This window comes from Rhodococcus shunpengi (assembly GCF_048381395.1).
Lineage (GTDB): Bacteria > Actinomycetota > Actinomycetes > Mycobacteriales > Mycobacteriaceae > Rhodococcus.
This window is the reverse complement of sequence record NZ_JBLWIU010000012.1, coordinates 66,911-88,587: the sequence shown is the minus strand read 5'-3', so window position 1 is coordinate 88,587 and position 21,677 is coordinate 66,911. Positions and strand designations below refer to the sequence as shown.

The following is a 21,677-nucleotide window of genomic DNA, read 5'->3' as shown; positions in this document are numbered from 1 at the left end:
GAGGAGATGGGGTAGGCACGCCGGTGTCGTCGGTCATGGCGTCAGGCGTCGCCGCGGACCGCAGCGGCGATCTTCTCGGGCAACTGCTCACCGAGCCACGCCATGCTCAGCAGGCTCGTCGAGCGGAAGGCGCGCCACTCCTCGTCGGTGGGCACGTAGTGACGACCCTCCCGAACGACGTCCAACGACGCGAAGACCGGCATGGCGGAGTAGCTTTCGCGGAACGACTCGTCCGGGAAATAGCCGATGAACACGTCCGCTTCGAACAGGTCGAAGTTCTCCGGGCTGATCTGGTTGTCCTTGCCCTGCGCGACGTACTGCTCGGTGGCAGGGGACGGTACGAGTCCGAGGTCACCGAAGAGCTGGCTCGTCGCCGAATCCGGCCCGGTCAGCAATCCGGCCCGGTCGGTGGAATGCAGGAGGGATACGACGTAGGTCGCGCCGTCGAGTTCGGGATGCTGCTCCTTGGCGGACGCCAATTCGGTCTCGACCGCTTCGATGCGCGCGTCGATCTCGTCGCGGACCCCGAACAGTTCGGCGACACGCTGCGTCTGCTGCGTCCAACTGTCGGCCTTCTTCTCGTCTGCACGCGCAAGGGTGGGGGCGACCGCCGAAAGCTGCTCGTACACCGAGTTCTCCAGCTCGATTCCCGTGGCGAGGATGAGGTCGGGTTCGTAGGAGGCGATCTCTTCGACGGGCACCTCGGTGAACTCGAGCAAGGGTGGGACAGTGCCTCCGAGTTCGGTGACCGCATCCTCGGTCCACGGCATGACGGGTCGGACCACCGAAGCGGTCATGGCCACCGGCACCACTCCGGCCGCCAGAGCGGCGTCGTTGTCGGAAACCGACAGGGTGACGACGCGTTCGGGTGTCTCGTCGAGCGTGACCTCGCCGAACCGGTCGGCGACACTGACGGTTCGGTTCTCTCCCGGAGGCTCGGTGGAGCCTGCGGGATCGGACGAACCCGAGCAGGCGACGGTCAGGGCCAAGGGGACGGCCAGTAGCGGCACGACACGACGGAGCGACTTCAAGACTCACCTTCCACAACGTAAGGACTAGGTAAGCCTAAACTAATTAACTCGCGGGTTGTGCCGTCATCGTTGTCACAACTTGCTGCTGCGCAGTTCGTGCCCCTTCGAGGTCTTGCAGCGGCCCGATTCGAGATCCCACTGCCAGCCGTGCAGGTTGCAGGTCAGCGTGGTGCCGTCGACGACACCGAACTTCGACAGGTCCGCCTTCAGATGCGGGCAGCGACGCTGGATCTCGTAGCCGCCCAACTCGATCGACGCCGAGTCGTCGTGCGCCTCGGCGAACCAGCCGTCGGCGTACGCGATGCGCTCGTCGGTCAGGCACTTGAAGAAGGTGTAGAGGAACTCGTTGTAGCCGCCGATGCGCCAGGCCGTGAACCGGGTGGACAGGAAGATCGTGTTGACCCAGTCGGGCTCGTCGTCGCGCAGAACCGTGCGCACGAGCTCGGGGGCGATGCGGAAACCGTAGCGGTACTTGCCTTCTCCCTCGATGGGTTCGCGCACGACGCGCTTGGGGAAGTCGAGCACCACGGTCTCGTCGCCCATCACAAGACCCACCGGATAGCCGATGCCGTCGCAGATGAGATCGGACTGCGCCATGATCGGCTCGAACTTCGCCTTGAGCGCGGACAGCAGCGGCTCACCCTCGGCGGGAGCCCAGGTCGCCTTCTGCGCCGCGATCACCGGAGCGAAACGCTGCGCCATGTCCTCGATGTAGGCGGCCTTGTTCGTGAAGATCGCCTCGACTTGCTCGTCGGGGATCGGGTGCGTGAGCGTCATGTGCTCGCTGCCCTTCAGATCCACCACCGAACCCGGGATCATGAGCAGGCCGCCCTCGCGGCCGTGGATGCGCAGCTGCTCGAGGAAGACCTGCTGGTCGGGGAAGATGTTGCCCTCGTCGCCGTGGTCGTCGTTGAGGTCGCGCAGGTCGTCGTCGAGGAAGACCGGCGGACCGGCAGACGGCACGATCCACGTCGCGTCGACCTGGTCGATGTAACTGCGGCAACGGTCCATGCCGCGCTGGCGCTTCTGCTTGCCGAAGTTGGCCTTGGTCTTCTTCGGGATGTCGTAGACCATCGGGTACCAGATGGCGCCCGAGTACTGCAGCAGATGGATGTCGATCTTCCCGAACGCCTCGTGCATGACGTCCATGTCGATCGGCCGCGCGTCGTTCATGTTGAACACGGTCGACTCACCGTCGGAGACGATCAGGCCCGAGTCGCCGATCGGTCCGTCGGCCGGCGCGCGCAGCGCGATGATCATGATGTCGAGATCGCCCTCGGGACCACTTACCGTGTGCTTCACGGAATCGGTGGTCTCGAAGAACTTCGTGAAGCCGAGATTCTCGAGCTCGCGACGCAGGTCCGGCACCGGATAATCGGGCAACAGGACGGTCGCGTCCTTGTTGACGTGCTTGCTCAGCGTGTCGGGATCGAAGTGATCCTTGTGCAGATGCGAGACGTACAGGTAGTCGACGTTGCCGAGAGCGTCCCAGTCGAGACCGGTGTTGTCCGGGAAGGGCACCCACGAGGCGAAGTACGCGGGCGTGACCCACGGATCGCACAGGATGGACCCCGCTTCGGTCTGGATGTGGAAACCGGCGTGTCCGACGCTGGTGATCTGCACTTCGTACCCTCCTGACGTGCTGACCGACGCCTACCAGGGTAGGCGCCGCCAGTCGGTCCACTGCGCCCAGGCAGTACCCGTTGCTACCCGTCGTGAGCAGGACCACCAGGTCACGGGGTGTACCGGCCTCGACGATCGGAATCGTCACACTCGTGTACACCTCCGAGATCGGGGTGACGGAGGCGGCCGCGGCATCGAAGGATTCGAGGTCGCCGCGCACAGCATCGCCTTTCGACGATGATCACGGTCGTTCCTCCACCGGGCCCCGCTAGGCTGACCGGCGTGGAACCCTTCTATCGGACCATCATCGGTGTCGCCCGCACGCTCTTCGCAGCGCAAGGGCTGAAATTCGCGATCACCGGGGCGGAGAACATCCCGGCGACGGGTGGTGCGGTCATCGCGATCAACCACACCGGCTACATGGACTTCACCTACGCCGGGATCCCCGCCCGGGTCACCAAGCGGTACATCCGCTTCATGGCGAAGAAGGAAGTCTTCGACCACAAGATCTCCGGCCCCATGATGCGCGCGATGAAGCACATCCCCGTCGACCGCGGCGACGCCGGCGAGTCCTACCGTCTCGCCGTCGAGGCGCTGCGTGCCGGGCAGCTCGTGGGTGTGTTCCCGGAGGAGACGATCAGCCGCAGCTTCGAGCTCAAGGCGTTCCGGTCCGGCGCGGCGCGGATGGCGAACGAAGCCGGTGTCCCCGTGGTCCCCATGGTCATCTGGGGGTCGCAGAGGGTGTGGACGAAGGGCCACCCCAAGCGGCTCGGACGTACGAACACCCCGATCACCATCGAGGTGGGCGCCCCCATCCAACCGTTCGAGCCGGCAGCGGAGATGACCGCGCAGCTCCACGCGACCATGGAGGAGATGCTCCACCGGGTCCAGGACGGTTACACCCACGAGGCCGGCGCCTACTGGGTGCCCCGCCGGCTGGGCGGATCCGCGCCGACCCTCGAGGAGGCGACCGCCCTGGACGAGGCCGCGGCCGCCGAGCGCCGCGCGCGGAAGGCACGCGAACGTGCCGCCCGTGAAGGTGCTGCCGGTAGCGGCAACGACGACGCAGGCGGCGACCGCGGTACTTCGGCACAATGACGGAGTGAACGCAGAGTCGAGTCGAGAGCCGTATCGGGACCACATCACGGACGCGTCGCGTCCCGGATTGGTGGCCACGGACGTGGACGGCACCCTGATCGACGACACCGAGAAGGTGTCCGATCGGACCCGCGCCGCGGTGCATGCGGTGGTCGACTCCGGTGTTCCGTTCGTTCTGGCCACCGGCCGCCCGCCGCGCTGGATCGCGCCGGTGGTCGAGGAACTGGGCTACGCGCCGATGGCGGTGTGCGCGAACGGTGCCGTGCTCTACGACAGTTCCACCGACCGTGTGCTCAGCGCCGCGGTGCTCGAGGTCGACGAACTGGCGTGGCTCGCCGAGGTTGCCTCGTCGGTGCTTCCCGGTTGCGGTCTGGCCGCGGAGCGGGTGGGGGAGCGGGCCCACGACGCGGCGACGCCGCAGTTCGTCAGCGCTCCCGGTTACGAACACGCCTGGCTGAATCCGGACAACACCGAACTCGCCGAGCACGAGGTGATCGGTGAGCCGGCCATCAAATTGCTCGTCCGGCTCCCCGGCGCGACCAGCCGGGAGATGGCGGAGGCTCTCGTGCCGAAACTGCACGGGCTGGTCGACGTGACCTATTCGACGACCCACGGGCTCATCGAGATCTCCGCGGCGGGGGTCACGAAGGCGTCCGGTCTCCAGGAGATGGCCCGGATGCTCGGTGTCTCCCACGAGAATCTCGTGGCCTTCGGCGACATGCCCAACGACATCCCGATGCTGTCGATGGCGCGTCACGGCGTGGCGATGGAGAACGCGCATCCGGACGCGAAGTCGGTCGCAGACGAAGTCACCGCCACCAACGTCGAGGACGGGGTGGCCCGCGTTCTCGAACGGTGGTGGCGGTGACTCGTTCCTACCGGTGCGCTGCGGGTCAGCCCGCGGGCGCCGGTGCGGGTGCCGGTTCCGGCGCTGGTGCCGGTTCGGGTCCGGGTTCGGGCGCAGGAGCACCCTCGGGTGCGGGTCCTGCGACGTCGGCCGGCTGATCCTGCATCGCCTGGTCGTAGGCGTCGTCGTAGGCGCGCAGCACCTTGGTGACGACACCCGTGACCTCGTTGAAGATCAGCGAGCCGAACTCGAAGTCCGAACGCCAACCGTCCGGCACCCGGTACTCGTCGCTGGTGGGCAACCCCAGCTCACCAGCGTCGAGTCCGTTCTTCTCCCACGCCTTGTAGATCTCGCCGAGTACCGTCCACGTGCCGCCGTTCGGTGACGTGTAGATGGCACCGTTGACGAAATTCACTCGTTCGAAACCGCTCTTGACCGCGGGAAGGATCGAGGTCACCGCCTGACCGAGCCGTCCGAGTTCGCCGCCCTCGGCGAGCCACTTCTGGACCAGCGGGTGACCGCTGAGGCGGATCAGTTCGTCGACGACACCTTCGGCGGTGTCGGCCGAGCCCGAGGCGAGCGCTCCGACGTTGACGTCCGGCACGTTCGGCGACGGGTTCGACGGTGACGGATTCGAGGGCTGCGGGTTCGACGGCTTCGGGTTCGAGGGCTGCGGGTTCGACGGTTGCGGGCTGCCACCGCCACCCTTCGCCGCGGCTGCGGCGATGTCGCGGATCTTCCCCATCTGCGCGTAACCGGCGTCGCCCGGGCAACTGGTGTTGCCCACGTCGCGGTGCGCGAAGATGATCGGCAGGTCGACCGCCGTGCCGCGCGGGTACGGAGTGAACGACGTGCCCTCGGAGTACATGGTGGTGCGACCCTTGGGGTCGAGCCCCGCCCGTGCCAGTCGCCAGCCGAGGAACTTGCCGACCGACTCCACTGCGGCCTGCGGCGGGGCCTGGGTCGAGAAGTCGCCCATCATCGCGATGCCGTGGGTGTTCTCGTTGAAACCACCCGAGTGGGCGCCCTGCACGTTGCGCTCGAGACCACCGGCGCGACCCTCGAAGATCTGGCCGTACTTGTCGACGAGCGTGTTGTATCCGATGTCGCACCAGCCGAGCGTGCGTGCGTGGTACGCGTAGATCGCGCGCACGATCTCGGCCGATTCGGCCTTCGAGTAGTTGTTGCTGCCCGCGGTGTGGTGCACGGTCGCGCCACCGAGGGAGTCGTCGTAGGTCGGGGTCTGGCAGCGCATCGACTCGTCGGCGCCCCACTGCTGGCGGGTGATCACCTTCAGGCCGGAGTTGCCGAGCGGGCTCGCGATGTCCTCGAGTCGCGCGTCCGCCTCGCTGCTGCCGGGCGAGATGAGCACGGCACTGACCGCTTCGGCGGCTGCCTGCAGCGGGTTCTCGCGCAGCGGCTTGGACGAGGACGCGGGCACGTATCCGAGGTCGGGCGCATCGGCTGCGGGTGCAGCGACCGGCGCGGGTGCCTCGTCGACGGGGACCGGGGCCTCCACCGGTGCTGCAGGAGCGGGAGCTCCGGGCGCCGGTGCCTCAGGGGCGGGTGCCTCGGGAGCGGGAGCAGGAGCTTCGGGCGCCGGCGGGGCCTCCGCGCCGGCAAGATTCGGTTCGGGGCCGGGACGCGGCGTCAGCAGCACCTGCACCGCACGCGTGGCACCGACGTAGATCGGCTCCGTGCCCGTGCGTCCTTCGGCGGTGGCGTCGTCGGCGCGCGTCTCGATCGGCTCGGTCGCGGTCCAGGGACCCCAGCTGCCGTCGTCCTTCTGCGCGCGGATGAGCGCGTCGGTGGCGGCGACGTCCTCGGCGGCGAGCGCGACGAGGCTGAACGGGGTGTCGCGGGTGAGTTCCTTGACGGTCGCACCGACGCGCTGGACGAGTCCGCCGTTCGGGTCGGGAGCAGTCGTGATCTGCGGGAGGCCGTCGACGATCTCCTTCAGGCTGAGGTCCGGCAGGTTGAGACCGGTCAGTTCCTCGAGCGGGATGATCAGGTCGGGCACCGAGGCGAGCACGACTTCCGCGATATCGGGTGCCACTGCCTCGACGGTGTCGTTGGCATTCCGGATCTCGGGAGCGGTGCTGGTCAGCCCGGTGACGGCGAAGGGCGTCGCGACGGCCAGGGCGGCGACGGCACCCAGGACGATCGACGGCTTGGGGCGGCGATGCGGCACTGTTTGCTACTCCCTGTCGTTGGTGCTCCAGCGGACGGTTCCGACTTCGGATCGTCCCTTACGTGTCGCTTCCGTAGTCCGGTTCGGACACGAAAGTTCTGTAACTCGTGATTCTTGTGTTGCTTCTGTGACATTTGTTGCCTAGCTCCGTCACTCTTGTCACACTAGACGCAGCAAACCTTAAGCCTCAACCTGAGCTTGAGGATCGGTCGAAATTGTCCGATATCGCGGATCACGAGTTCGCGCCCAGAGCGACAACGAGGGAGCAACGTCATGTCACGACAGTCCATCGGGCGCAGAGGCAAGATCCGGAGGCGGCGCATCATCCTCGGCAGGCCGTTGCGCAACGGATGGCGTCCCTCCGTCGCCCGTGCTGCCGCGATCGGGGTCGCTCCCGCGCTGCTCGTCGGAGCCGGCGTCGGCGCGCTCGTCCAGAGCAACCAGGCGGCACCGGGTGTCGTGCAAGCGGTTTCGGCCGACACGCCCTTCACGTTCAGCGGCTTCGGTCACGGCCACGGTCGCGGCATGGGGCAGTGGGGTGCCTACGGCTACGCCCAGGACGGATGGACCGCCGAACGGATCATCGGCCATTACTACGGCGGCACCGAACTCGGCACGGTCGACGACGCGATGATCGCGGTCCGTCTCATGGCGCGCGACGACCACACCCTCGACGTCTACTCCGACACCGGCATGATCGTCGCCGGTAAGCAGCTCGCGCCCGGCGAGGCCGCGCACCTGACACCCACCCCGGACGGCGGTGCGAACGTCGTCGTCACCGAGGGCTGCAGCGGCGACGTGCTGTGGCAGGCCGCCACCGACCTGCCGTGGGTCGACCCGATCGACCTCGCCGAGGACCGTCCCGCGAACGAGCACCTCACCATGTGCTCGGACGACAAGACCTACCGCGGTGCCCTCGGTGTGGTGCTCGACGGCACCGCCCCGCGCACCGTCAACCGCCTCCACGTCGAGGACTACCTGCGCAGCGTGGTCCCCGCCGAGGCGCTGCCCGCCTGGGCCGACACCGGTGGTGCCGAGGCACTGCGGGCGCAGGCCATCGCCGCGCGGTCCTACGCCCTCGCCGAGAAGCGTCACGAGAAGTGGCAGACCTGCGACACCACGGACTGCCAGGTCTACGGCGGGTCGGGCGTCGAGGATCCGCGCACGGACGACGGTGTGCGCACCACCCGCGGAACCGTCCTGATGAAGGACGGCGAGGTCGTGCGCAGCGAGTTCTCCGCCTCAACCGGTGGCTACTCGGCCGGCGGCACCTTCCCGCCCGTCGAGGACGAGGGCGACAAGGTCGCCCCGAACCGCGAATGGGCCAAGACCTTCACCGCGGCCGAGATCGGCAGCAAGTTCGGCGTCGGCGACCTCCAGGCCTTCGAGGTGCTCTCCCGCAACAATCTCGGACCCGAGGGTGGCCGCGTGACCCGGGTCCGCGTGGTCGGCTCCGACCGCACCATCGAGACGACGGGTGCCGAGGCACGGACCAAGCTGGGACTGCGTTCCGACTGGTTCACCGTCAAGGAAGGCATCGACGAGGACGCCCCGGAGATCACTCCGGCGCCCGAACCCGGCCCCGAGACCGGCACCGATCCCTTCGGCAGCGGCACCGGCACCTCACCCATCGAGCAGGCCTATCTGGACCTCGGCGGCGTCGACAGCGTGCTCGGCTCGCCCATCGGCCCCGAGCTGATGCTGCCCGACGAGATCGGTAAGTTCCGGATCTTCACCGGCGGCGCGATCGTGTGGACACCGGACCTCGGTGCGCAGGTGATCGATGCGAGCTTCCTCGAGGACTGGTTCCCCAGCACGGGTAGCGCCGAGTAACCCGACGGCACACCTCGACCGGCCGGTCGCCCGAACAGGGCGGCCGGCCGGTGGCGTTCCGGCACCGCGACGACAAGTGTTGACGTTGACGCAACGTCAAGATGCACGCTGGTCGTAGCCGGAAAGAAAGAGGTGGGCACGTGCGGGAATGGTCGATCCAGCAACTGGCACGCGCCGCCGGTGTCACCAGCCGCACCCTGCGGCACTACGGCGACGTGGGGGTGCTGCGTCCGAGTCGCACCGGCAGCAACGGCATGCGGTTCTACGACCAGGACGCACTCGTGCGTCTCCAGCGCATCCTGCTGCTCCGCGATCTGGGGCTGGCCCTGCCCGCCATCCGCGACGTGCTCGGCGGTCACGACGACACCGCGAACGCACTGCGTACCCACCTCGACCTGCTCGAACACGAGCGCCGGCAGTTGGACCGTCGTATCGCGGCGGTGCGCACCACCTTGGCGAAGACGGAGAGAGGGGAGGAACTCGTGGCAGACGAAGTGTTCGACGGGTTCGACCACACGCAGTACCGGGACGAAGTGATCGAACGGTGGGGCAAGGACGCCTACGACTCGGGCGACCGTTGGTGGCGGGGTATGGACGACGCCGCCAGGCGCGACTGGATGAGGCAGGTCGAGCAACTGAACCACGACTGGATCGCGGCGGCCCGGGCCGGGCTCGACCCGGCCGGACCCGAGGCGCAGGACCTCGCACGGCGGCATGTCGCCTGGTTGTCGTCGGTTCCGGGCACCCCGGGATGCGGCACTGCGGAGGGCAGTCCGCGCGAGTACGTCCTCGGTCTCGCCGACATGTACGTCGAGGACGAGCGTTTCGCAGCGAACTACGGAGGACGGGAGGGCGCCGAATTCGTCCGTGACGCGCTCACCTACTACGTGTGAGTGTGACGGCCCTCTCGGCCCGCCCGGACCGAGAGGGCACCTCCGCGACGGAGTCGCATACCCTGGTCTCCCGTGACTGCTGCATCAGCGCCCCAGCCCTCCACCGGTGAGTACGACCTGATCGTCGTCGGCTCCGGATTCTTCGGACTGACGATCGCCGAGCGCGCGGCCACGCAGCTCGGCAAGCGAGTGCTCGTGATCGAGCGTCGCCACCACCTCGGTGGCAACGCATACTCCGAGCCCGAGCCGGAAACCGGGATCGAGATCCACAAGTACGGTGCCCACCTGTTCCACACCTCCAACAAGAGGGTGTGGGACTACGTGAACCAGTTCACCGATTTCACCGGCTACCAGCACCGCGTGTTCGCGATGCACAAGGGCCAGGCCTACCAGTTCCCGATGGGTCTCGGACTGGTGTCGCAGTTCTTCGGCCGGTACTTCAGCCCCGACGAGGCACGCGCCCTCATCAAGGAGCAGGCCGCCGAGATCGACACCGCCGAGGCGAAGAACCTCGAGGAGAAGGCCATCTCCCTGATCGGCCGCCCCCTCTACGAGGCGTTCGTCCGCGACTACACGGCCAAGCAGTGGCAGACCGATCCCAAGGAACTGCCCGCCGGCAACATCGCCCGGCTGCCCGTCCGCTACACCTTCGACAACCGCTACTTCAACGACACCTACGAGGGCCTGCCGGTCGACGGTTACACGGCGTGGCTCGAGAACATGGCGAAGGACGAGCGGATCGAGGTCCGGCTCGACACCGACTGGTTCGCGGTGCGCGACGAGATCCGGGCGGCCAGCCCCGACGCTCCTGTCGTCTACACCGGCCCGCTCGACCGCTACTTCGACTACTCCGAGGGGCGCCTCGGATGGCGCACCCTCGACTTCGAGACCGAGGTGCTGCCCACGGGCGACTTCCAGGGCACCCCGGTCATGAACTACAACGACGCCGACGTGCCCTACACCCGGATCCACGAGTTCCGGCACTTCCACCCCGAGCGCGACACCTACCCGGCCGACAAGACGGTCATCATGCGGGAGTACTCGCGGTTCGCCGAGAACGACGACGAGCCGTACTACCCGATCAACACCTCGGAAGACCGCGAGAAGCTGGGCGCCTACCGCGCCCTCGCGAAGCAGGAAGCGGCCGAGAACAAGGTGCTCTTCGGTGGCCGTCTCGGCACCTACCAGTACCTCGACATGCACATGGCGATCGCCAGCGCACTGTCGATGTTCGACAACGTCCTGGCCCCGCACTTCGAATCGGGAGCGCCCATCGCCGGGGACGCCTCGTGAGCGCCGCGAAGCACGCCGCTGCCGCGAACGCCGGCAAGCACGAGGCGGCCGTGAGTGCTTCCGCTGCGGAGCAGGACGACCTGCTCGGGCGGTCGCTGCTGCAGCGCATCATCCTGCCGCGACCGGGCGAGCCGCTCGACGTGCGCACCCTCTACCTCGAGGAGTCGCCCACCAACGCGCGTCGCGCCCACGCGACGAGCCGGACGACGCTGGCGATCGGCGCGGAGTCCGAGGTGTCGCTGTGCACCTACTTCAACGCCTTCCCGGCGAGCTACTGGCGTCGCTGGAGCACGCTCGGCTCGGTGGTGCTGCGCCTCGAGCTCACCGGCCACGGCCGCGTCGACCTGTACCGCAGCAAGGCCGACTCGAGCCGCATCCACGTCACCGGCCGTGAGTTCCGCGGCGACGGGGTGATCGTCGAGATCGACACCGACCTCGGTCCGTTCGAGGACGGTGGCTGGCTGTGGTTCGACGTCACCACCGACAGCGACGTCACCCTGCACGCCGCCGGCTGGTACGCACCCGTCGAGGCGCCCGGACGCGGCTCGGTCGCCGTGGGCATCCCGACCTTCAACCGTCCCGCCGACTGCGTGAAGGCGCTGCGTGCGCTCGCGTCCGACCCGTTGGTGATGGACGTCGTCGACGCCGTCATCATCCCGGACCAGGGCACCCGCAAGGTGAAGGACGAGGCCGACTTCGCGGAGGCCGCCGAACCCTTCGGTGATCGCCTCGTCATCCACGACCAAGGCAACCTCGGTGGCTCGGGTGGTTACAGCCGCATCATGTACGAGGCGCTGAAGACCACCTCCAGTCCCTACATCCTGTTCATGGACGACGACATCGAGATCGAGCCCGACTCGATCCTGCGCGCCCTCGCCCTGTCGCGGTTCGCGCGGACCCCGATGCTCGTCGGCGGGCAGATGCTCAACCTGCAGGAACGCAGCCACCTGCACACCATGGGTGAGGTCATCCACCGCGCGAACTTCATGTGGGGTGCCGCCCCGAACGTCGAGTACGACCACGACTTCTCCACCAAGCCGCTGCGCGACCGGGAGAACTCGAAGCTACTGCACCGCCGCATCGACGTCGACTTCAACGGCTGGTGGATGTGCATGATCCCGCGCGTCGTCGCGGAGGAGATCGGTCAACCCCTGCCGCTGTTCATCAAGTGGGACGACGCCGAGTACGGCCTGCGGGCCCGCGAGGCCGGCTACCCGACGGTGACGATGCCGGGCGCCGCGATCTGGCACATGGCGTGGAGCGACAAGGACGACGCCATCGACTGGCAGGCGTACTTCCACCTGCGCAACCGGCTCGTCGTGGCCGCGCTGCACCAGCACGGCGACCCCAAGGCGATGGTGCTCGACACCATCAAGGCCACGATCAAGCACCTCGTGTGCCTCGAGTACTCGACGGTCGCGATCCAGAACAAGGCCATCGAGGACTTCCTCGCCGGCCCGGAGAACCTGTTCGACCTGCTGCCGCGCGCCCTCGGCGAGGTGCACGCGCTGCGGAAGAACTTCCCCGACGCGGTGGTGCTGCCGTCGTCGACCGAACTGCCGATGGCATCCGGCGCCGAGGTCGGCGCCGTGGGACTGCCCGAGGGTGCGGTCGCGAAGGTCAAGCGTCTGGCCAAGGGCGCGCTGCACAATCTGCGTCCCGAGAACCGCGAGCACCACGAGCGGCCCCAGCTGAACGTGCCGACCATCGACGCGCGGTGGTTCCTGCTCTCGCAGGTCGACGGCGTGACGGTCACCACGGCGGACGGTCGGGGTGTCGTCTACCGTAAGCGCGATCGTGCGCAGGCCCAGGCCCTGCTCACGGAGGCGCTCCGGTTGCGACGCGAACTCGCGCGCCGGTTCCCCGAGATGAAGAAGCGGTACCGGGACGCGGTTCCCGCCCTGACCAGCAAGGAGGAGTGGGAGCGTGTCTTCGGTATCGGCAACTGACAGCAGCGCTGCGTCCACGACCGCAGACGGTGTGACCGCAGACAGTGTGACCGCAGACGGTGCGGCCGCACGTCATTGGAGAAGTACCGACACCGAGGTCCGGATCCTGCAGACCGTCCAGGCGACCGCAGGTGCGGCGCCCGCCGCGACGAAGATCGCCCGCGGCATGTCGCACTTCGGTGAGCACGCTCTCGGCTGGATCGCGATCGGCGCCGCCGGCGCCCTCGTCGACCGCCCCCGTCGCCGCAAGTGGGCGAGTGTGGCGGTCGGTGCGTTCGGTGCCCACGCGGCGTCCGTCGTGATCAAGCGGGTCGTGCGCCGTCCGCGGCCGGTGGACCCGACGGTGCAGGTCAACGTGTCCACGCCGAGCCGGCTGAGCTTCCCGTCGTCGCATGTGACGTCCACGACTGCGGCGGCCGTGCTGCTCGCCCGCACCACCGGGCTACCCTTTCCCGCGGTGCTCGTGCCGCCCATGATGCTGTCCCGCCTGGTGCTGGGCGTGCACTATCCGACGGATGTGCTGGCGGGTGCGGCACTCGGTGCGGCGTCCGCGGCCGTCGTGGCGCGGGCAGAGACGAAGTGGGGAGATCGATGAGCGAGGAACCGGCGCCCGTCAAGGAGGCGCCCAAGAGCCTGGGCGCCGGGATCGTCAAGGCGGTCCGTCCCCGACAGTGGGTGAAGAACGTCCTGGTGCTCGCGGCCCCGATGGCGGCCGGCTCGGTCACCCAGGTCGACGTGCTGCTGCCCGTCGCGCTCGCCTTCGTCGTCTTCTGCATGGCCGCCTCGGGCATCTACCTCGTCAACGACGCGATGGACGTCGAGGCCGACCGTGCACACCCCACCAAGCGTTTCCGGCCCATCGCGGCCGGTGTGCTCCCGGTGCGACTCGCGTACATCCTCGCGACGGTGCTGCTCGTCGGCTCGATCGCGCTGTCGTTCATCGCGAACTGGCAGCTCGCCGTCGTCATGGCGGTGTACATCGGCATCCAGCTCGCGTACTGCTTCGGGCTCAAGCACCAGGCCGTGCTCGACATCTGCATCGTCTCGTCGGGCTTCCTGATCCGTGCCATCGCCGGTGGTGTGGCCGCCGAGATCCCGCTGTCGCAGTGGTTCCTGCTGATCATGGCGTTCGGGTCGCTGTTCATGGCGGCCGGAAAGCGCTACGCCGAGCTGCGCCTCGCGACCCGCACCGGCGCGAAGATCCGCAAGTCGCTCGAGTACTACACCGAGACCTACCTGCGGTTCGTGTGGACGGTCGCGGCGACGGCAGTCGTGCTCTGCTACGGCCTGTGGGCGTTCGAGCAGGACAACGTGGCCGGTTCCAACTGGTACGCGATCTCGATGATCCCGTTCGTCGTTGCCATCCTGCGCTACGCGGTCGACGTCGACGGCGGTGAAGCCGGCGAGCCCGAGGAGATCGCCCTGAAGGACCGGGTGCTGCAGTTGCTCGCAGTGGTGTGGATCCTGGTGGTCGGCGGTGCTGTCTACCTCTTCTGACGTCGTGCGCGGCGTCCACGACACCGAGGCCGGACCGTCCAGTACGGTCCGGCCCGTTCGGCGTGACCGCCTCGCCGGCGGTGTGTTCGCCGCCGGTGTGGTCATCTCCGCGTTCCTGATGTTCTGGGGAGCGTGGGAGCGGCGCTGGATCGCCGACGACGGTCTCATCGTCCTGCGGACCGTGCGCAACCTCCTCGCCGGCAACGGGCCGGTCTTCAACGCGGGGGAGCGCGTGGAGGCCAACACCTCCACCGCGTGGACGTACATCGTCTACGCGGGTGGATGGCTCACCGGCCTCCGCCTCGAATACGTGGTGCTCACGATCGCGCTCGTGTTGTCGACGGGCGCGATCGTCCTCGCCATCTTCGGCGCTGCACGCCTGTACCGGTGGCGACTGCGCGCCACCACGGGCACCGTGCTGCTCCTGCCCGCCGGTGTCCTCGTCTACATCGCGGTGCCCCCGGCCCGCGACTTCGCCACCTCGGGCCTCGAGTCCTGTCTGGTGATCTGCTGGCTCGGCCTGCTGTGGCTGCTCATGGCCCGGTGGGCGACCCCCACGCCGGGAGGGGACGGATCGCTCCCGGGTACCGGGCAGATCCTCGCCACGGCGTTCGTCGCCGGACTCGGCCCGCTCGTGCGACCCGAACTCGCGCTGGTCGCGGTGCTCGCGCTCGCGATGCTGTTCCTCGCGCCCGGCCTCGACCTGCGCATCCGGGTCGCGATGGTCGCGGTCGCCGGGGTGATCCCGGTCGGCTACCAGATCTGGCGGATGGGCTATTACGCACTGCCCTATCCCAACACTGCGGTCGCCAAGGACGCCGGTGGCGCCAAGTGGTCGCAGGGCCTCGAATATCTCGGCAACCTCGTCTCGCCGTACCTGCTGTGGCTGCCGCTGCTGTTCCTCGCGGTCCTCGCCGCGCTCGTCCTCGCCACCAGCCGTGACGCCGTGGGCCTCACCGCGGCGGCGGCGCGTCCCGATCCGCGCGACGTGCGCGCCACGCTGACCTGGGCTCAGAAGCTGTTGCGCACGCCGACCGCCGTCGTCGTGCTGTTCCTCGGCTCCGGTGTGCTGCTCGCGCTGTACTCGCTGCGTGTGGGCGGCGACTTCATGCACGGCCGCGTCCTCCTGCCGCCGCTGTTCTGTCTGCTCCTGCCCGTCGCCGTCGTCCCGCTGCGGATCCCGGACCGGGCGGAACTCGGCAACAACCGGCCGACGCAGGTCGCGGGTGCGCTGGCCGTGCTGTGGCTGGGCACCGTCGTGTGGACGGCCGCCGCGGCCAACACGACCGGCATGACCGAGGGCGCCGTGGTGGGCCGATCCGGCATCGTCGACGAGCGCGCCTTCTACGCCCTCAACACCGGGCATCTGCATCCCATCCTGGCCGAGGACTATCTCGACTACCCGCGTATGCGGGCCATGGTCGAGGCCATCGCGAACACCCCGAACGGTGGGCTGCTGCTGCCGACCCCCTCCTTCGACGCGTGGGACGTCGTGCCGCCACCCGAGCCCATCCCACCGGGCGGTGCCGGACACACGGTGTTCTTCCTGAACCTGGGCATGACCAGCATGAACACGGGTCTGGACGTGCGGGTCGTCGACCAGATGGGCCTGGCCTACCCGCTCGCCGCGCACACCGAGCGTCTCGAGGACGGCCGGATCGGCCACGACAAGATCCTGTTCCCCGACTGGGTGGTCGCCGATTCGGGCATGGTCGACGTCCATCCGTGGATGCCGGGCTATCTCGACGAGGACTGGGTCGCGATGGCGAAGACCGCGCTGACCTGTCCCGAGACCCGGGAGATGATCGACTCCTCGAGCGCCGAACTCACGTGGGCACTGTTCAAGAGGAACCTGCGCAACGCGTTCGACTACGCCTCGTACCGGATCGAACGGGTGCCGAAGTACGAGATCCAGCGTTGTGACCTGCCTATGCCACCGCCGCGGGGGTGACGGCCGGACACCGAGATCAACTTGGCCCGCTTCGACTGTCTCGATAGGATCACGGCGCATCACGGATGGGTAACTTTCCGGCAGCGCGTGCTTGACCTACAGGTCAAGAGGTGCCCAAGAGCTGTTGAAACCAGGGTTTGTCAGAGATCACGCGGTCCTTTACAGTTTTGACCGCAGTGTGACTTGGGGCGGCCTTCCGCGGTCGTCATCGCCGGAATCCGGGGGACGCGAACGCGGACGCCGCAGACGAGAAAGAGAGCATTGTTCATGCGTTTTGTCCCGAGGTTGAGGCAGGGCCTTCGACGGCGACTGCTCGGCACCGCCGCCGCAGCTCTGGTCCTCCCCGTGGCTGCCGGCCTCGTCGGAACCACCGCCGCCGTCGCCGCGCCGGCGCAGGGAGCGCCGGTCTCGCACCGCGCGCCTGCAGGCGGCTTCGAAGAGGTCTTCGTCGAGTCCGACATGGGCCCGATCAAGGTTCAGATCCAGTGGGCCGCGCGCGGTGGCGACGCGGCGCTCTACATGCTCGACGGCCTTCGCGCTCGGGACGACGCGAACGCCTGGACGTTCGAGACGAACGCCCTGCAGCAGTTCGCGAACGACAACGTCAGCCTGATCATGCCGGTCGGCGGACAGTCGAGCTTCTACACCGACTGGTACGCGCCGTCCAACCTGAACGGCCAGGACGTCACCTACAAGTGGGAGACGTTCCTGACGGAGCAGCTGCCCGACTACCTCGCCACCCGTGGTGTCTCGCGCAACAACAACGGCATCCTCGGCCTGTCGATGGGTGGCTCCGCCGCCCTGACCCTGGCCGCCTACCACCGCGACCAGTTCAAGTTCGCGTCGTCGCTGTCCGGCTACCTGAACCTGTCGGCTCCCGGCATGCGTGAGGCCATCCGCGTGGCGATGCTCGACGCCGGCCGCTTCAACGTCGACTCGATGTGGGGCCCGCCGTGGAGCCCGGCCTGGCTGCGCAACGACCCGTTCGTCTTCGCTCCGAAGCTCGAGGGTCTGTCGCTGTACATCTCGGCCGCCAGCGGTCTGCCCGGTGAGCACGACAACCCGCAGGGCTTCGTCGGCTACTACAACACCGCCAACGGCATGGCGCTCGAGGCGCTGTCCCTCGCCCAGACCCGCGCGTTCCAGATCAAGCTGGCCACGCTCGGCATCCCGGCCACCTTCGACTTCCCGGCGCGCGGCACGCACGCATGGAAGTACTGGGAGGATCAGCTGTGGAAGGCACGCCCGCAGATCCTCGAGGCGCTGAACGCGTTCTGATCTCCGGTACGCACTGCTGGCAACGACGCCGCCCGCTCACCCTCCGGTGAGTGGGCGGCGTCGTAACTTTCTGCAACAATTTTCTCACCTGTCACAGCGCGGCACCCGCGATTCCGAGTGCCGCCGGTGTAGAAACAACATCCGGGACTCCGGTATCCCGAGTCGGCACACCCAGCCGGGGCGCCCTGCCACTGCCGCCGTCGCGGTCCACCCGAAGCCGCACTTCGGCAGGAAATCCGGCAACGCAGAAAGTGAGCGATGCAGATGCGAACTGAGCTCGAGCACGGTGAGCGACGGACGGGGCCGAGCAGGAGAGCGGCTCGCGTTGCGGGTGCGCGGAGCAGAAGATCCCGTGCGCTCGCACTGATCGCCGCAGCCCTCGTCGCGCCCGTCGCCGCAGGTCTGACCACCGTCTCGGTGGCCACAGCCGATCCGCTCATCGCCCAGTCCGGCCCGACGAGCACCGCCGGTGCCACCGTCCGCTCCGTCGACTGGCTCACCGATCGTCGTGTCGCCCTGTGGATCGACTCGCCGTCGATGGGGACGCCGATCCAGGTGCAGCTGCTGCTCGCGCGCGACTGGAACAGCAAGCCCGACGCGAAGTTCCCGTCGGTGTTCATGCTCGACGGCATGCGCGCGCGCGACGACGAGAACGGGTGGACGCTCGAGACCGACGCGGAAGCCTTCTTCGCCGACAAGAACGTCAACGTCGTGCTGCCGGTGGGTGGCCAGTCGAGCTTCTACTCCGACTGGATCGACCAGAACAACGGACAGAACTACAAGTGGGAGACCTTCCTGACGAAGGAACTTCCCCCACTCCTCGAGCGCGACTGGCGTACCACCGACAAGCGTGGCGTCGTCGGGCTGTCGATGGGCGGTACCGCCGCGATGTTCCTGCCCGCCCGCAATCCGGGCTTCGCGCAGTTCGCGGCGTCGCTGTCCGGCATCCTCACCACGACCACCCTCGGCATGCCCGAGGCCATCCACTACGCGATGCAGGACGCCGGCGGTTTCGATTCCGAGGCGATGTGGGGTGCGCCCGGCTCCGAGGGCTGGGAGTCGCACGATCCGTACCTGCTCGCCGACAAGCTCAAGGGTGTGAGCCTGTACGTCTCGAGCGGCAGCGGCACCACCGGCCCGTACGACGATCCGTCGGGCATCCCCGGTGTCAGCACCAACTACGCCGGCATGGGCCTCGAGATCCTCTCGCGCCTCACTTCGCAGGCGTTCGCGACGAAGCTCAAGAAGCAGGGCATCCCCGCGCAGATCGTGTACCGGCCGTCGGGCACCCACACGTGGAAGTACTGGGAGTTCGAACTGCACCAGTTGTGGCCGCAGCTCGCCAACACCCTCGGGGTCGGTGTCGACAAGCCCGAGTGCAATCCGACCGGTGCCTTCGGTGACGTCGCGAACGCGAACGCCTGGCTCGGTGACTGCCTCACCTCCGAATACGACGTCGCAGGCGGCAAGGTGCAGGACTTCCGCTTCGGCCGTGTCTTCTCGTCCGACGGCACGACGGTGCCGGTCGCGGGTGCGATCGGCGGCGCCTACCAGGGTGTCGGCGGTCCGGCCGGGCAGCTCGGCTATCCGACCACCGAGGAACGCGTAGCTCCCGACGGACGCGGACGGTTCAACCACTTCCGGAACGGCGCGATCTACTGGACGCCCGAGCACGGCGCCCACGCGGTCCGCGGCAAGATCTTCGAGGAATGGAAGAACCAGGGCTGGGAGGGCGGCCCCCTCGGCTACCCGATCCTCGACGAGGCGGCGACCCCCGACGGTCGCGGCGCGGTCCAGGGCTTCGAAATCGGCGCCATGTACTGGAGCGAGGACACCGGTGCCCACGGGGTACAGGGCATGATCCTCGACAAGTACTCCCAGCTCGGCTACGAGACGGGTGTCCTGGGCTACCCGACGACCAGTGAGCAGCCCGCCGGGCGCGACGGTCGCTTCAACGAATTCCAGCACGGCCACATCTACTGGAGCCCGCTCACCGGCGCCTGGCCGGTCCGCGGCAAGATCCTCGAGGCATGGCTCGCCGAGAAGGGTGCCGAAGGACGTCTGGGTCTGCCGATCAGCGACGAGTTCCCGGCCGCCGACGGCAAGGGTGTCCAGCAGAACTTCCAGAACGGCTTCATCACGCTCGACGGCGACGAGGTGAAGCTGCAGCCGTAACCGAACCACAGCAGGGTCGGCCCGTGTGAACCGGGGGAGGCAGGACGCTCCTACCGGCCGCACGGGCCGCTCTGTAGCCTGGGGCGCATCTGACCAAGTTCGACCGACATCCCGGATGTGAGGACCCCACCACATGCCTTCACGGACCCGCTCGCGCTCGACCCGAGTCCTCGGCGCCCTCGCCGCGGCACTGACCGCCACGGCCGTTCTCTCCGCATGCGGAAGCGACGACTCCACCGCGACGAACACGCCGACCACGTCTGCCGCCACGGAGACCTCGACGTCGACATCGACCTCCGCGGCCGAGACGTCCCCCGGCGCCGCCGGGGCCGAGACCACGGGCGAGACCGAGACGAGCGAGGCGTCCCCGGCTCCGTCCTCGCCCGCTGCCGGAGACGACGATGCCGGAGAGGACACGGGAGCCGGCACGGGCGCGGCACCCGCTCCCACGCCCGGCGCACAGGCCTTCCTCGACGGCCTCCGCGCCGAGGGTGTCGAGCCCAGCGACGAGACCGGCGCGGTGAACATCGCCGACTACATCTGCAGCGCCCAGGCGCAGGGCGGGTCGCCGGAGGAGATCAAGGTGTTCGTGACCGCGCTCGTGGGTAGTGATGCTGCAGCCGGTGGTGTCGAATTGTCGGAGGAGCAGGCCTCCTCGACGGCCGACACGTACATCGCCGTCGCCGGCGAGACGTACTGCAACTAGGGAACGCGGGGACAGCACGAATGGTCAGGACGAAGCAGCGTCGCGGACGCAGGATCGTGGTCGTGGGGGCGCTGCTCGTCCTGGCGATCGTGCTGGTGCTCTGGTACATGCTCGCGGGGCGGCTGGACATCCCGTCACCGATTCCCACCCCGCCGGGGCCGGAGGAGCCGCAGTCGCAGCCGGCCTCGTGCCCCGACGTGCAGGTCGTCGCGGTGCCGGGCACCTGGGAGTCCGCGGTGGGCGACGATCCGTACGCCCCGGCCGCGAACCCGTACTCGCTCATGCTCAACGTGACGAGGCCGCTGCAGGAGCGTTTCGACGCCCAGCGCGCCGACGTCTACACGGTGCCGTACGTCGCGCAGTTCTCGAACCCCATCGCGATCCCGCCGGACGGCCAGCAGTCCTACAACAACAGCCGCAGCGAGGGATTCGCGGCCACCACCGACATCCTCGCGCGACGCTCGGCCGAGTGCCCGCTGACCACCTACGTGCTCACCGGCTTCTCGCAGGGCGCTGTGATCGTGGGCGACGTCGCCGCGCAGATCGGTGCCGGCAACGGCCCGGTCCCCGCCGACCGGGTGCTCGGTGTCGCGCTCGTCGCCGACGGTCGCCGCGACGGGGTCTCGGGCACCGACATCGGTGCGCCCGTCGCCGGAGTGGGCGCCGAACTGTCGCTCGACGGACTCCGGTTGCCGGGGATCACGATGACCGGCGCGCGGCCCGGTGGCTTCGGGGAGCTCGACGACCGCACGATCCAGATCTGCGCGCCCACCGACAGCATCTGCGACGCGCCGCCGAACGCGCTGAATCCCGCCAATTGGATGTCGGCCGCTCCGCGTCTGCTCGAGTACGTCAACAACCCGATCCACGCGATGTACAACACCTACGTCGTGGACGAGAACGGCACGACCGCGACGCAGTGGATCGCGAACTGGGCGGCGGAGAAGATCGATGCCGCACCGGAACCCGCAGAAGAATGAGGTGCGGCCGCCGCTGCCCGTAGGGGCGGTTCGGGTCCGAGTGAACCCTCCCATATATTACTCGCCGGTAGTGTCCGATCTCACCACCCGGTACACTCGAAAGACGGGCTGCCTTTAGACTCATCCCTCGGCTGCGTGCCCGGCCGTCCGGGATCGTGGCGCACGACGACTGCCACAGGAGAAGAGGTTCATGGTGCCAGCGACGGCACGGCGAACGGCCGGCGCCCTCCGGGGGCGTAGCGACGGCCCGCGACCGGGAATGATCCTTGTCACGAGCTCTCGCGTCGGTCGGGCGTACGTACCGGGGCGCCGATCCTGGGCTGCAGAGGACG

General features: G+C 68.2%; 16 protein-coding genes. 13 read left to right on the top strand and 3 right to left on the bottom strand.

All coding sequences use genetic code 11. From position 1 onward, the window contains the following. Positions 1-41 precede the first annotated feature (41 nt). Both ACNJ7K_RS05610 and ACNJ7K_RS05605 read right to left on the bottom strand, forming a co-directional pair. A complete protein-coding gene (locus ACNJ7K_RS05610) occupies positions 42-1,031 on the bottom strand; it encodes an ABC transporter substrate-binding protein (RefSeq protein WP_159416995.1) in 990 nt (329 codons plus the stop codon). Positions 1,032-1,103: 72 nt separating this feature from the next. Beyond that, on the bottom strand, positions 1,104-2,654 hold the full coding sequence (locus ACNJ7K_RS05605) for a Rieske 2Fe-2S domain-containing protein (protein WP_159416994.1): 1,551 nt from the start codon (positions 2,652-2,654) through the stop codon (positions 1,104-1,106). Positions 2,655-2,936: 282 nt separating this feature from the next. On the opposite strand from ACNJ7K_RS05605, the gene ACNJ7K_RS05600 reads away from it, so the two are divergent. Both ACNJ7K_RS05600 and ACNJ7K_RS05595 read left to right on the top strand, forming a co-directional pair. Continuing rightward, entirely contained in the window at positions 2,937-3,752 is an 816-nt protein-coding gene (locus ACNJ7K_RS05600) for a lysophospholipid acyltransferase family protein (protein ID WP_230789698.1), read from the top strand. A 4-nt stretch (positions 3,753-3,756) separates the two neighbouring features. Further along, a complete protein-coding gene (locus ACNJ7K_RS05595; protein WP_404817782.1) occupies positions 3,757-4,620 on the top strand; it encodes an HAD family hydrolase in 864 nt (287 codons plus the stop codon). Positions 4,621-4,645: 25 nt separating this feature from the next. Here the strand turns inward: ACNJ7K_RS05595 and ACNJ7K_RS05590 are convergent, their stop codons facing one another. Next, positions 4,646-6,790 (bottom strand): N-acetylmuramoyl-L-alanine amidase, encoded by a 2,145-nt coding sequence (locus ACNJ7K_RS05590; protein ID WP_159416992.1) that lies wholly within the window; start codon positions 6,788-6,790, stop codon positions 4,646-4,648. Between the two features lie 273 nt (positions 6,791-7,063). Here ACNJ7K_RS05590 and ACNJ7K_RS05585 point away from each other — a divergent pair, with 273 nt between their 5' ends. From ACNJ7K_RS05585 to ACNJ7K_RS05535, 11 genes are all read left to right on the top strand, one after another. Then, positions 7,064-8,623: a SpoIID/LytB domain-containing protein gene (locus ACNJ7K_RS05585; RefSeq protein WP_487041328.1), complete on the top strand. Its 1,560-nt coding sequence runs from the start codon at positions 7,064-7,066 to the stop codon at positions 8,621-8,623. 140 nt (positions 8,624-8,763) lie between these two features. Further along, on the top strand, positions 8,764-9,516 hold the full coding sequence (locus tag ACNJ7K_RS05580; protein ID WP_487041327.1) for a MerR family transcriptional regulator: 753 nt from the start codon (positions 8,764-8,766) through the stop codon (positions 9,514-9,516). A 72-nt stretch (positions 9,517-9,588) separates the two neighbouring features. After that, positions 9,589-10,809, top strand: a complete 1,221-nt coding sequence (gene glf, locus ACNJ7K_RS05575) for a UDP-galactopyranose mutase (RefSeq protein ID WP_120281074.1) — start codon at positions 9,589-9,591, stop codon at positions 10,807-10,809. A gap of 50 nt (positions 10,810-10,859) precedes the next feature. After that, on the top strand, positions 10,860-12,758 hold the full coding sequence (locus ACNJ7K_RS05570) for a glycosyltransferase (RefSeq protein ID WP_487041560.1): 1,899 nt from the start codon (positions 10,860-10,862) through the stop codon (positions 12,756-12,758). A gap of 46 nt (positions 12,759-12,804) precedes the next feature. Continuing rightward, positions 12,805-13,353 (top strand): phosphatase PAP2 family protein, encoded by a 549-nt coding sequence (locus ACNJ7K_RS05565; RefSeq protein WP_487041559.1) that lies wholly within the window; start codon positions 12,805-12,807, stop codon positions 13,351-13,353. Then, positions 13,350-14,255 (top strand): decaprenyl-phosphate phosphoribosyltransferase, encoded by a 906-nt coding sequence (locus tag ACNJ7K_RS05560; RefSeq protein ID WP_060652272.1) that lies wholly within the window; start codon positions 13,350-13,352, stop codon positions 14,253-14,255. Before ACNJ7K_RS05565 ends, ACNJ7K_RS05560 begins: the two co-directional genes overlap by 4 nt. A 4-nt stretch (positions 14,256-14,259) precedes the next feature. Next, on the top strand, positions 14,260-16,206 hold the full coding sequence (locus ACNJ7K_RS05555; RefSeq protein WP_487041326.1) for an arabinofuranosyltransferase AftB family protein: 1,947 nt from the start codon (positions 14,260-14,262) through the stop codon (positions 16,204-16,206). A 267-nt stretch (positions 16,207-16,473) separates the two neighbouring features. After that, positions 16,474-17,484 (top strand): alpha/beta hydrolase, encoded by a 1,011-nt coding sequence (locus ACNJ7K_RS05550; RefSeq protein ID WP_120281076.1) that lies wholly within the window; start codon positions 16,474-16,476, stop codon positions 17,482-17,484. A gap of 258 nt (positions 17,485-17,742) precedes the next feature. Then, positions 17,743-19,659 (top strand): alpha/beta hydrolase-fold protein, encoded by a 1,917-nt coding sequence (locus ACNJ7K_RS05545; RefSeq protein WP_230789709.1) that lies wholly within the window; start codon positions 17,743-17,745, stop codon positions 19,657-19,659. A gap of 133 nt (positions 19,660-19,792) precedes the next feature. Then, entirely contained in the window at positions 19,793-20,365 is a 573-nt protein-coding gene (locus ACNJ7K_RS05540) for a DUF732 domain-containing protein (protein ID WP_120281078.1), read from the top strand. Positions 20,366-20,385: 20 nt separating this feature from the next. Then, positions 20,386-21,345 (top strand): cutinase family protein, encoded by a 960-nt coding sequence (locus ACNJ7K_RS05535; RefSeq protein WP_006553445.1) that lies wholly within the window; start codon positions 20,386-20,388, stop codon positions 21,343-21,345. The last annotated feature ends 332 nt before the right edge of the window (positions 21,346-21,677 follow it).

Excerpts from the sequence above, each read along its gene's own strand:
- ACNJ7K_RS05550 (WP_120281076.1), top strand. The coding sequence starts at position 16,474 with ATGCGTTTTGTCCCGAGGTTGAGGCAGGGCCTTCGACGGCGACTGCTC.
- ACNJ7K_RS05535 (WP_006553445.1), top strand. The coding sequence starts at position 20,386 with ATGGTCAGGACGAAGCAGCGTCGCGGACGCAGGATCGTGGTCGTGGGG.
- ACNJ7K_RS05585 (WP_487041328.1), top strand. The coding sequence starts at position 7,064 with ATGTCACGACAGTCCATCGGGCGCAGAGGCAAGATCCGGAGGCGGCGC.
- ACNJ7K_RS05540 (WP_120281078.1), top strand. The coding sequence starts at position 19,793 with ATGCCTTCACGGACCCGCTCGCGCTCGACCCGAGTCCTCGGCGCCCTC.
- ACNJ7K_RS05560 (WP_060652272.1), top strand. The coding sequence starts at position 13,350 with ATGAGCGAGGAACCGGCGCCCGTCAAGGAGGCGCCCAAGAGCCTGGGC.
- ACNJ7K_RS05545 (WP_230789709.1), top strand. The coding sequence starts at position 17,743 with ATGCAGATGCGAACTGAGCTCGAGCACGGTGAGCGACGGACGGGGCCG.